The sequence below is a fragment of the Methanobrevibacter sp. genome (assembly GCF_045126245.1).
GTDB lineage: Archaea > Methanobacteriota > Methanobacteria > Methanobacteriales > Methanobacteriaceae > Methanocatella.
Map to the genome: position 1 here is coordinate 21,037 of NZ_JBGVOG010000007.1, position 9,165 is coordinate 30,201.

The following is a 9,165-nucleotide window of genomic DNA, read 5'->3' on the forward strand; positions in this document are numbered from 1 at the left end:
TAATAAACTAAAGGAAAAAAGCTATAATTCTATAGCTTCTCCTCCTAATTCTTCAATTTTTTCAATTGCAGAAGCGGAAAATTGAGGTGCTGAAATTTTGAAAGCTTTAGTGATTTTACCTTTTGCTAAAACTTTGTCATAACCTAATTCAGTTACATCAATAACAATTGCATCGCCGTCTTTAGATGCTACGCCTTTTGCAATTAAATCATCAGCTTGTTCTTCTAAGTAACTTAAATTAACTGTATTAATTTTTTTAATCATTTTTTGAGGTCTTTTGAAACCATGTTTACCGAAGTGATTAGGGTCGTGGATTACAGTCCAGGTCCAGTGTTGTTTACCCATACCTGCTTTTCCTTTTCCACCTTTGTTACCTGCACCTCTACGTTTTTTGGTACATCCTCCACCATTGGATCTAGAACCTCTTTGTTTGTTAATTTTACGTTTTGTTCTAATCATAATATACACCTGATTTTAAAGCATTCTTGTTGCAAGGTCTTTAATTCCTTCTCCCCTGTAACCTAATGATCCTCCTTCGTTAACGGATAAACGAATGTCTTCATAACCTTTTCTTGGAGGGTGTAAACGGAATACAGGTTTAATACCTACATCAGCCAATTTAACTTCAGAATTAATTAAAGCTTCAGCCAATTCTGCAATGTCGTTATAATCAGAATTTTCTGCGACATACTCATCAGTAACTTTTTTGTTACCTGGGAGTCTACCTCTTTTAGCGATAATTTTAGCTAAAAGTTCAGCATCAATTTCTCCCCAAGTGATGTAGTCCTTAGCTTTTTGAAGCATACCTTCATAACTAGGATTTTCTTCAACTAATACTGCATGGCTGATTCTATTAAGTCTTAACATGTCTAATGTGTCAGCAATATTTTGAATGACACCAGTAGTTCCTCTAACTCTAATAACTAAAAACATAGTAATCACCATCTAGTAGTTAACTCCCATTTTCTTAAGCTCTTCTTTGCTTGCTTTAACTTTACTTAATTCTTTTAAAGCATCGAATACTGCATTAGCAAAGTTAACAGTGGTTTGAGTTTGTCCGAAAGATTGAGACCATACATCGTGAATTCCAGCAAGTTTTAAGATAGTTTTACCAACATCACCAATTACCAAACCTACTCCTGCAGGTGCAGGCATTAAGGTAACACTTACACTACTGGTTTTACCTTGTACTTTGAAAGGTACGGTGTGTTCTCTTCCACAAACACAACCCCAATCTCCACAGCCTCTTCTTACTTTAATAATGTTATATTTAGCATTATCAACAGCTTTTCTAATAGCTGGGCCGACTTCTTTAGCTTTACCTTGGCCTAATCCAACATACCCATTTTTGTTACCTACAGCAACAATTACTCTGAAATTAACTTTTCTACCAGATTTATGCATCCTTTGAACTAAGTTAACATCCATTACTTCTTCTTCTAAATCTGGGATCAAGGCATCAACTATTTCTAATTCCATAATTGGAAGACCTTTTTCAAAGATTTCATCGATATCAGTAATGGTTCCATCTTTAACTAATCTACCCATTTTAGTTTTAGGTTCCCATTCATCAATATTAAAACTCATAGTTATTCCTCTGCCTCATCGATATTCTTAATAGTTTCATCAAAGTTTTCAGGTAAATCTACAGGATTGAGACCTCTTTCGAAATACTTTGAGAATTTTTTATTAACTTCTTCATCATCTAAAGATTCAGCGTAAGCAGCAACATGTTCTCCTCTGATACGTTCATCTTCAGGGAAAATGAAATCCCCATGAGGAATATCTAAACCTGCATCAAGAGCACCTTTAAGAGCTGCGAAAACTTTAGAACCTTTGATTGGTGATCTTAAACCAATGTCTAAAATTGCGTATTCAACACCGTTTGCTAAAGCTCTTTTAGCACAGAGATATGCGGTTAAGTAAAATGCTGAAAGGTTACCGGTACCTCCTAAGTAACCGTATTTAGCTAATTGTTTACTTACAGCAGATGCAACAGTTACATCTCCTTCAGGAGCGTAGTCAACAACTTGAACAGTTGCATGAGAATTGGAAACTCTGACAACTAAACGAGATTTGTCATAGTCAACTAATTTCATTCTAGCTGCATAATCAGTTTTTCCTTCTCTTCTTCTTCTGAATGCTACTTTATAATTAGTTCCATGTGCCATGTTTATTCCTCTCCTTTAATTAAATCATGGTCACGGGCGTAGTTTCTCATGTAAGATTTACTTCTAAATGCGCCACCCTTAGCCATTTTGTATAATTTACGATAGGTAGTTGCATCAATTACTTCTTCTTCACGCATTTCTTTAAGGTCTTTTCTTAAAGCTCTGATAGTAGTCATCCATGCTTTCTTTTTAGGGTTACGTGCTTTTTTAGCCCCTTTTACACTACCTCTACCTTTTCTTTTTCCTTTTGCTTTTTGTTGTGCGATTTTTTTAGATCTGTAGCTACTAATACCTTTTTGAGGTTTTGCTTTAATAGCTCCATCATTAATTAACTGCTTTACACCTTCTCTAGTAATTGCCATAGATACTTCTTCTAATCTTTCTGGATCAATCCATACACGATTAAGACCTACTTTAAGTATACTAGCAGCTAATCTTTTTTGAGTTGTAAGATTCATGTATATAATCCTCCATTTTCAGCATAGCTGATAAATTTAGATAAAATCTAAATTCCCTTATTTTTAATTTAAACAGTTAAAGCCAATTCAAATAAAACCCCGGAATTGGATTAACTTATAAATATGATTTATTTGTTTAAAACTTTTATACCAAGTTCTGATGCTTTTTCTAACATCAAATCTTTTTTCCTTTTCCCGATAGAAGCGCTTATTCTTGCAGCATCAACTGCTGGGTCTAAGTCTTCTAATTCTTTCATATTATGAACAAGAACATCGTTGTACCCTGAAGGGTGTAAGTCCCTTATTGCTCTAGGGGTTCTGTAACCAATAGCTGGCATGTCAGGTTTTCCTGCTTCATATCTTCTCATTTTACTGGTTTTACCTCTAGGGCGTCTCCATTTGATTCCAAGTTTTTTATAACGAGCATATTCTTGTCTTTTAAATCTTTTATTAGCCATTTGAATCACCAATTTATTCCTTGCTAGTTAAATATATTCCGTCTTGGAATACTCTAGGATCTCTTCCTTTAATTTTAGTTGCTTGTTCTAAGTTAGCCATAGTTTGACCGACTTCTTCCTTATTAACACCAGTAATTGTTACCTCATCACCTTTAACTGCCACTTTAGCAGAACCTACTATTTTAGCAGTTCTTGGGTGTCTTTCCCCGAGGAAATTGTCAATTACTACTGTACTGTCTTGAACTTTCACAGTCATTGGAAAGTGAGCGAATACGATTTTCATGTGGTATGTGAAACCATCGGTTACACCAACAATCATGTTGTTAATGTGTGCTCTTGTAGTTCCAATCATTGCTTTGTCTTTCTTTTTTGGGAATGCTGTTTCTAAAACAACAACATCATCTTCTTCTTTAATACTTACATTAGGATAAGTAAATTTTCTGGAGTTTTCTCCATTAGGTCCTTTTACAGAGACCTCATTATTTTCAATTATAACTTCAACGCCTTCAGGGATTTCAATAGTTTCCCTTATAGCTGCAGCTACTACCATTTTATCACCTAATACATGTAAGCCAACAAACGTCCACCAATTCCTCTTTCCTTAGCCTCATTGTGAGTCATAATTCCTTCAGGAGTAGTGACAATTAAAATACCAAAATTCTTTGCTGGCAAATATCTTTTTTCAAATTTCTCAAATTCATCTTTTTTAACAGCATGACGAGGTTTGATAACACCACATTTGTTAATGTTACCTAATAATTCAACAGTGAATTTACCTGCCCTGTTGTCATCAATATATTCAAAATTACCAATATAATTCTCTTTTTGCATTGTGCTTAAAACTTGTCCAATTAATTTGGAAGCAGGAGAAATAACACAGGAATCGTTTACTTGTAATTCGTTATTTCTAATGTTAGTTAAAGCATCTGCAAGAGGATCCATAAGACTCATATTTAAAACCTCTAATTATATTTTTTAAATCCCATTTTAGGAGCTACTTCCCTAAAACATTGTCTGCATAAATTTATACCGTATCTGCTAACCATAGCAGAGTGGTCTCCACAACGACTACATTTTTTTGCAGCTTTTCCGTATTTTCTTGGCAAAATATCACCTTATTCAGTTACATAATTAACTTTGAAGTTTTCTTCCATAAATTTCATAGTTTCTTCTTTAGAAATTCTATGCTTTTGAGGAACTTTCTTTTGTCTGATTTTTCTTTTGGATATTCTGTATCCTGGTTTTTCAAAAGTGACGGATACGTTCATACCAAAGATACCGATATCAGGATTATATCTCATGCCTGGAATATCAATATGTTCTTTAATACCGAAAGAAAGGTTTCCTTGAGCATCAAATTGAGTAGGTTTAATATTTCTACTAATACCTTCTAAAACCATATCAATAGCTTTATCAGCTTTTTCGCCACGTAAAGTTAATTTACATGCAATTGGTTGTTTTTTCCTAATACCCCATTCAGGGTTAGTAACTTTGGAAAAAGTTTTAACAGGAGTTTGGTCGAACATTTCTTCTAATAAAGTAATAGCACGTTCTAATTTTTCACCTGCTTCACCAACACCAATGCTGACAGTAGCCTTTTCGATACGTACTTCATTCATTGGGTTCATTTATTAACCTCCAATAAAGATATTGCCGGTGCATCAGTACCAACAACAAATGCATAATCTTTTAAAGTTAAGAAATCATCTTTTGCACTATTTTCGATAATAATAGTGTTCGGATTAGAAGATTTATTTTCAATAATTTCAGTAACGGTACCTAATTCACCGGTGTGCTTACCACCAGTAACAAGAACAGTAGCTCCTTCTTGTAAAGGATATACTTCAACAATTTCTTGTTCAGGTACTTTTAAACAAATTACATCTCCAACAGAGTATGCATCTTCATCAATGATAATATTTTTACCATCATGAAGGTTCAATTGAGTTTTTCCACCTTTAATAGTGGATTTATTAACAATCTTAGATAATTTAGCACTATTATCATCAATTAAATCTAATTGTAATCTTCCTTTTCTATCTAAAAGAACTCTGTAAGATTCGCCAGTTTTTGGAATTTCAATTAAATCCATGAAACCAACTGGGAATTTGTAATCTTTAACTACTCTTCCATCAACTAATACATTACCAGAGTTGATAATTCTTTTTGCTTCTCTTGAGTTATCAGCTAATTTTAAAACATCCCTGATAACTAAAGTTAATGGAATAGCATCTTTAATGGAATGTGAACCTGGAGAAGGTTTTACAGTCCAAGTGTCTTCTTTAGGATGAATAGGCCAAGATTTAGGTGCTTTATATCTTTTAAGATGTTTACTGGATCCCATATTAGCCATTTTAATTATCTCCTTTGTTTTTAATTCTTCTATCGTCTTTTAAATCTGCATCAATAATTACTAAGTTAGATGGATCTACTGGAAGGAAAGTAGCAGTTCCGTCTGGTTTTGATAATGTTACTTCTTCAACAGTTACTTTGTAAGAATTATAATCTACACTGAGAACTTCTCCTTCATGTCCTTTGAAGTCTCCACGGACCACACTAACTTTGTCTCCTGTTCTGATTGGTAAAGATCTAGTTCCTAATTTTTCCCTTAAATCTTTACTTAAAGAAGCACTTAAATGTTTACCACGTGCATGAGCAGGAGCATTGTAAAGAGCTTTTCTTTGTTTTCTTGGTTGTTTTGACATTTTTTCACCTATACTAAAATACTTGCTGCACTACCAACACTAGGCCATCTGTCAGCTGCTTCTTTAGCAACAGGACCTCTGATTTCGGAACCTTTTAAGACTCCTTCAGGAGTAATAATAACTGCTGCATTATCTTCAAATTTAACACGAAGACCATCCGCACGTCTGTATTCTTTTTTCTGTCTGATTACAACTGCATTGACAACTTCTCTTCTCATGTCTGCAGTTCCTTTTTTAACAGAAGCAACAACTAAATCTCCAACACCAGCAACATCGAGTCTTCTTCTTACACCTTTGAATCCTTTTACGGAGATGATTTCGATTTCACGAGCACCAGTATTGTCAACACATTGGAGAGTTGCTCCAATTGGTAATGCTTTAGTAACATTTGAGGTTAATGGTTTCATAATAATTACTCTCCTTTAACTTCAACTAAAACAAAATGTTTAGTTTTACTCAATGGTCTGCATTCTGCAATTTTTACAGAATCGCCAACGTTCACATGTAAACAATCTGGTTTGTGAACATTGATTTTGGATTTTCTCTTTTCATATCTTTCATATTTTTTAATGAATTTGTAGTAACTACGTTCAACGGAAATAGTCCTTTCTGCTTTGTTACTTACAACAACACCTTCAAGCACTTGACCTCTTACAGGTAAAGTCCCGTGGAAAGGGCAGTTAGGATCATCACATGTAGTTTCTGGTTCTTGAACGTTAAGCCCAACCATATTATCACCATTTATATTTTTTTAAACCTTTTTTTTATTCTATCTTCAGGACGAATTGATAAAATTTCACCATTAATTTCAATTTTTTCCCCGTTTGGAAGTTCAAATACAAATATTGAACCTTTTTTTGGGATAATTTTCTCAATTTTATTCTTATCCTCTATTTTAATGGTATTCTTAGTTTCATCAATAATTGTTCCTACTAATTTAAGAGAGGAATCCTTCTCATTAGTTGCCTGAACCATTAATCCAATGAATTCATGATGAACTAAATTTTTTGAAGTAATCATAATCCCATCTCTTATGAAATATTCACAATAAATCATGCAGAAAATTACAAAATTTTATTGAAAAACATATCGAATTAGATGAATTATCTCCTTTTCTTGTTATTCTTTTTAGATTCACGAATTTCAATAGTATCAGATGAGAAACCCATATCGGATAAAACTTCTTTGACCTTAACTTTGTGGTCACCTTGAAGTTCTATTTGACCGTTTTTAGCAGTTCCTCCACAAGCACATTTCGCTTTAAGAGTTTTTGTGAGTTCTCTGATATCTATATCGTGTTCATCAATACCTTCGATAATAGTCATGAGTTTTCCGAATCTTCTTCTAACTGTAAAAACTTTTAGAGACTGAACTTCACGTGCTATTTCTTCACAAACACAAAGTTCTTCAGGAAGCCCACATACATCACAGATTTTTGACATTTAATTCTCCTTTTGTTTTTCATTCAAAATTGTAAGAACACGAGCAATTGTTCTTCTTAATTCTCTAATTTTTCCAGGGTTTTCGTTAACCCCAGCAGCTGCACTTTTAGAAACGTTTTTGGATAATTCAGTTCTGAGTTCAACTAATTTATCTTGAATCTCATCAACTTCCATGTCCCAAATTTCTTTACTTCTTAAAATCGCCATTGTTCCAACTCTTTTAGATAATTAAATTTATATATCTAACTATCGTCTTCCTCTACTTCTTCAGTAGACTCTTCTTCAACAACTTCTTCTAATTCCTCGAGGTCTTCAACTTCCTCAATAATTTCCTCTTCGATGATTTCTTCAGTTTCAACATCGATTTCTTCTTCAATGACTTCACCGTCTTCTTCTTCGATGATCATTTTTGGAGGAAGAATTTCGACAGAATCAGGTAATACAGTATTTGGAGGCATGATTCTAACATAAATACCTAATACACCAGGTTTTAATTGAACTGTAGCAAATCCTTCTTCTACTAATCTGATTGAAGGTTCACCACATTTTTTAATGTATCCTTCAACAAATTTAGCTACAGCAGATCTAGAACCTCTGATTTTACCGGAAATGGTAATTTCCACACCTTGAGCTCCAGCACCCATAATTCTACGAATGGTTGAATATGCCACTCTTCTGAATTGCATACCTCTTTGTAACATGTTAGCTACTTTGTAAGCCATGATTTTTGGGTTTAGTTCTGGAACATCAACCTCTTTAACTTCAATTTGAGGATTATCTAATCCAAATTCTGTTTTAAGGGTGTTAGTAATGGATCTAACGTTTTTTCCACCTCTTCCAATTACCATACCAGGTCTTTCTGCATAAACAACGACCATAGTACCTAAAGGTGTAATTTGAACTTCCATACCACCGTATCCAGCTCTTTCGAGTTCTTTTTCTAAATATTCATCAATTCTGGTTCTTCTAAGGCCCTCTTTGACGAAATCTTTTTCTATCATTAATTAGCCTCCTGTAATACAATTTGAATATGAGTAGTAGGTGTGTTAAACGGAGTCATTCTACCAAATGCTCTTGGTATGTATCCAGGAATTACAACACCTTTATGACTAGAAATATGTTCAATGAATAACTTTTCAGTGTCCATACCTTTGTACTCTGCATTAGCTTCAGCATTTTCTAAAACTTTTAAAATTTGTTCTGCAGCTTTTACAGGGTATCTACCGGAAGGCCAGCCTTCTTGTCCTTTTCTGTGACCAACTTTTTTGTTGTGTCTTTTGAAAGGAACAGATTTTTTCATATCAATGACATCTTCTAAGTAAGCTTTAGCTTTTCCTACTTCCATTCCTCTGATTGCACTGCAAATCTCAACACTGTGTTTTGGAGAAATCTTAAGAGATTTAGCCATAGCACGTGCAGTTTTTGCTTCATCAACTTCTTTATTATAAGCATATTTGTTGTTTGCCATGATTTAATCTCCTTATTTAAGTGGTACAAACATGGATGATCTGGTAGCTCCCATACCTGGGTCACCGTGTTGGACTCTTTGTCTTGTTGGTGCATATTCACCAAAGTAATGACCAATCATTTCCGGTGCAATAGTTACTTCTACAAAGTTACGACCATCATAAATACCAAAAGTGGTTCCTACCATTTCAGGTATAACAATCATGTCTCTGCAATGGGTCCTAATTACTACAGGACGACCATCTTTAGTTCCTTCTTTATTCAATTTTCTCATTTTATCCAAAACAATTTGTTGTCTTGGTAAGAATCCTCTCTTTAAAGACCTTCTTTGTCTTGCAGGGAATAATTCCATTACTTCCTCTAAAGACATAGCTTGTAATTCTTCAAGAGTATAACCTTTATATTTAAATACTTTTCTTGCCAATGAAACACCCTCTATCTATCTTTTTAAACCTGTTCTTTTA

The 9,165-nt window shown here is 34.0% G+C and carries 20 protein-coding genes; all 20 read right to left on the minus strand.

The features are described from left to right. Nucleotides 1-21: 21 nt before the first annotated feature. Nucleotides 22-459: an uL15m family ribosomal protein gene (locus ACJMLZ_RS00445; RefSeq protein ID WP_405303353.1), complete on the minus strand. Its 438-nt coding sequence runs from the start codon at nt 457-459 to the stop codon at nt 22-24. A gap of 15 nt (nt 460-474) precedes the next feature. After that, nucleotides 475-933 (minus strand): 50S ribosomal protein L30, encoded by a 459-nt coding sequence (locus ACJMLZ_RS00450; RefSeq protein ID WP_405303354.1) that lies wholly within the window; start codon nt 931-933, stop codon nt 475-477. A 12-nt stretch (nt 934-945) separates the two neighbouring features. Next, on the minus strand, nt 946-1,587 hold the full coding sequence (rpsE, locus tag ACJMLZ_RS00455) for a 30S ribosomal protein S5 (protein WP_405303355.1): 642 nt from the start codon (nt 1,585-1,587) through the stop codon (nt 946-948). 2 nt (nt 1,588-1,589) lie between these two features. Next, complete coding sequence (locus ACJMLZ_RS00460; protein WP_405303356.1) at nt 1,590-2,171, minus strand: 50S ribosomal protein L18; 582 nt, start codon at nt 2,169-2,171, stop codon at nt 1,590-1,592. Between the two features lie 2 nt (nt 2,172-2,173). Continuing rightward, nucleotides 2,174-2,629, minus strand: coding sequence for a 50S ribosomal protein L19e (locus ACJMLZ_RS00465; RefSeq protein ID WP_405303357.1), 456 nt, complete (start codon nt 2,627-2,629; stop codon nt 2,174-2,176). A gap of 128 nt (nt 2,630-2,757) precedes the next feature. After that, on the minus strand, nt 2,758-3,087 hold the full coding sequence (locus ACJMLZ_RS00470) for a 50S ribosomal protein L32e (protein ID WP_405303358.1): 330 nt from the start codon (nt 3,085-3,087) through the stop codon (nt 2,758-2,760). A 13-nt stretch (nt 3,088-3,100) separates the two neighbouring features. Further along, nucleotides 3,101-3,637 (minus strand): 50S ribosomal protein L6, encoded by a 537-nt coding sequence (locus ACJMLZ_RS00475; protein ID WP_405303359.1) that lies wholly within the window; start codon nt 3,635-3,637, stop codon nt 3,101-3,103. An 8-nt stretch (nt 3,638-3,645) separates the two neighbouring features. Next, nucleotides 3,646-4,038, minus strand: coding sequence for a 30S ribosomal protein S8 (locus tag ACJMLZ_RS00480; protein WP_292740329.1), 393 nt, complete (start codon nt 4,036-4,038; stop codon nt 3,646-3,648). 11 nt (nt 4,039-4,049) lie between these two features. After that, nucleotides 4,050-4,193, minus strand: coding sequence for a 30S ribosomal protein S14 (locus tag ACJMLZ_RS00485; RefSeq protein WP_292608552.1), 144 nt, complete (start codon nt 4,191-4,193; stop codon nt 4,050-4,052). 9 nt (nt 4,194-4,202) lie between these two features. Next, the gene (locus ACJMLZ_RS00490) at nt 4,203-4,715 is read right to left on the minus strand and encodes a 50S ribosomal protein L5 (RefSeq protein WP_405303360.1); all 513 of its coding nucleotides are present in this window, start codon (nt 4,713-4,715) and stop codon (nt 4,203-4,205) included. Next, nucleotides 4,712-5,440 (minus strand): 30S ribosomal protein S4e, encoded by a 729-nt coding sequence (locus ACJMLZ_RS00495; RefSeq protein ID WP_405303361.1) that lies wholly within the window; start codon nt 5,438-5,440, stop codon nt 4,712-4,714. The genes ACJMLZ_RS00490 and ACJMLZ_RS00495 overlap by 4 nt, the downstream gene beginning before the upstream one ends. A gap of 1 nt (nt 5,441) precedes the next feature. Continuing rightward, nucleotides 5,442-5,792 (minus strand): 50S ribosomal protein L24, encoded by a 351-nt coding sequence (gene rplX / locus ACJMLZ_RS00500; protein ID WP_405303362.1) that lies wholly within the window; start codon nt 5,790-5,792, stop codon nt 5,442-5,444. Between the two features lie 8 nt (nt 5,793-5,800). Beyond that, entirely contained in the window at nt 5,801-6,199 is a 399-nt protein-coding gene (locus tag ACJMLZ_RS00505; RefSeq protein WP_405303363.1) for a 50S ribosomal protein L14, read from the minus strand. A gap of 5 nt (nt 6,200-6,204) precedes the next feature. Then, complete coding sequence (locus ACJMLZ_RS00510; protein WP_292825552.1) at nt 6,205-6,522, minus strand: 30S ribosomal protein S17; 318 nt, start codon at nt 6,520-6,522, stop codon at nt 6,205-6,207. Between the two features lie 11 nt (nt 6,523-6,533). Next, a complete protein-coding gene (locus ACJMLZ_RS00515) occupies nt 6,534-6,812 on the minus strand; it encodes a ribonuclease P protein component 1 (RefSeq protein WP_405303364.1) in 279 nt (92 codons plus the stop codon). An 83-nt stretch (nt 6,813-6,895) separates the two neighbouring features. Further along, nucleotides 6,896-7,234, minus strand: coding sequence for a stress response translation initiation inhibitor YciH (gene yciH / locus ACJMLZ_RS00520; protein WP_405303365.1), 339 nt, complete (start codon nt 7,232-7,234; stop codon nt 6,896-6,898). Beyond that, nucleotides 7,235-7,441, minus strand: a complete 207-nt coding sequence (rpmC, locus tag ACJMLZ_RS00525; RefSeq protein WP_303371962.1) for a 50S ribosomal protein L29 — start codon at nt 7,439-7,441, stop codon at nt 7,235-7,237. It lies immediately after the preceding gene. 35 nt (nt 7,442-7,476) lie between these two features. Continuing rightward, complete coding sequence (locus ACJMLZ_RS00530; RefSeq protein ID WP_405303366.1) at nt 7,477-8,235, minus strand: 30S ribosomal protein S3; 759 nt, start codon at nt 8,233-8,235, stop codon at nt 7,477-7,479. Continuing rightward, entirely contained in the window at nt 8,235-8,702 is a 468-nt protein-coding gene (locus ACJMLZ_RS00535) for a 50S ribosomal protein L22 (protein WP_405303367.1), read from the minus strand. Before ACJMLZ_RS00535 ends, ACJMLZ_RS00530 begins: the two co-directional genes overlap by 1 nt. A 12-nt stretch (nt 8,703-8,714) precedes the next feature. After that, nucleotides 8,715-9,125, minus strand: a complete 411-nt coding sequence (gene rpsS, locus ACJMLZ_RS00540) for a 30S ribosomal protein S19 (protein WP_405303368.1) — start codon at nt 9,123-9,125, stop codon at nt 8,715-8,717. Between the last annotated feature and the right edge of the window lie 40 nt (nt 9,126-9,165).

Excerpts from the sequence above, each read along its gene's own strand:
- ACJMLZ_RS00445 (WP_405303353.1), bottom strand. The coding sequence starts at position 459 with ATGATTAGAACAAAACGTAAAATTAACAAACAAAGAGGTTCTAGATCC.
- ACJMLZ_RS00450 (WP_405303354.1), bottom strand. The coding sequence starts at position 933 with ATGTTTTTAGTTATTAGAGTTAGAGGAACTACTGGTGTCATTCAAAAT.
- rpsE (WP_405303355.1), bottom strand. The coding sequence starts at position 1,587 with ATGAGTTTTAATATTGATGAATGGGAACCTAAAACTAAAATGGGTAGA.
- ACJMLZ_RS00460 (WP_405303356.1), bottom strand. The coding sequence starts at position 2,171 with ATGGCACATGGAACTAATTATAAAGTAGCATTCAGAAGAAGAAGAGAA.
- ACJMLZ_RS00465 (WP_405303357.1), bottom strand. The coding sequence starts at position 2,629 with ATGAATCTTACAACTCAAAAAAGATTAGCTGCTAGTATACTTAAAGTA.
- ACJMLZ_RS00470 (WP_405303358.1), bottom strand. The coding sequence starts at position 3,087 with ATGGCTAATAAAAGATTTAAAAGACAAGAATATGCTCGTTATAAAAAA.
- ACJMLZ_RS00475 (WP_405303359.1), bottom strand. The coding sequence starts at position 3,637 with ATGGTAGTAGCTGCAGCTATAAGGGAAACTATTGAAATCCCTGAAGGC.
- ACJMLZ_RS00480 (WP_292740329.1), bottom strand. The coding sequence starts at position 4,038 with ATGAGTCTTATGGATCCTCTTGCAGATGCTTTAACTAACATTAGAAAT.
- ACJMLZ_RS00490 (WP_405303360.1), bottom strand. The coding sequence starts at position 4,715 with ATGAACCCAATGAATGAAGTACGTATCGAAAAGGCTACTGTCAGCATT.
- ACJMLZ_RS00495 (WP_405303361.1), bottom strand. The coding sequence starts at position 5,440 with ATGGCTAATATGGGATCCAGTAAACATCTTAAAAGATATAAAGCACCT.
- rplX (WP_405303362.1), bottom strand. The coding sequence starts at position 5,792 with ATGTCAAAACAACCAAGAAAACAAAGAAAAGCTCTTTACAATGCTCCT.
- ACJMLZ_RS00505 (WP_405303363.1), bottom strand. The coding sequence starts at position 6,199 with ATGAAACCATTAACCTCAAATGTTACTAAAGCATTACCAATTGGAGCA.
- ACJMLZ_RS00510 (WP_292825552.1), bottom strand. The coding sequence starts at position 6,522 with ATGGTTGGGCTTAACGTTCAAGAACCAGAAACTACATGTGATGATCCT.
- ACJMLZ_RS00515 (WP_405303364.1), bottom strand. The coding sequence starts at position 6,812 with ATGATTACTTCAAAAAATTTAGTTCATCATGAATTCATTGGATTAATG.
- yciH (WP_405303365.1), bottom strand. The coding sequence starts at position 7,234 with ATGTCAAAAATCTGTGATGTATGTGGGCTTCCTGAAGAACTTTGTGTT.
- rpmC (WP_303371962.1), bottom strand. The coding sequence starts at position 7,441 with ATGGCGATTTTAAGAAGTAAAGAAATTTGGGACATGGAAGTTGATGAG.
- ACJMLZ_RS00530 (WP_405303366.1), bottom strand. The coding sequence starts at position 8,235 with ATGATAGAAAAAGATTTCGTCAAAGAGGGCCTTAGAAGAACCAGAATT.
- ACJMLZ_RS00535 (WP_405303367.1), bottom strand. The coding sequence starts at position 8,702 with ATGGCAAACAACAAATATGCTTATAATAAAGAAGTTGATGAAGCAAAA.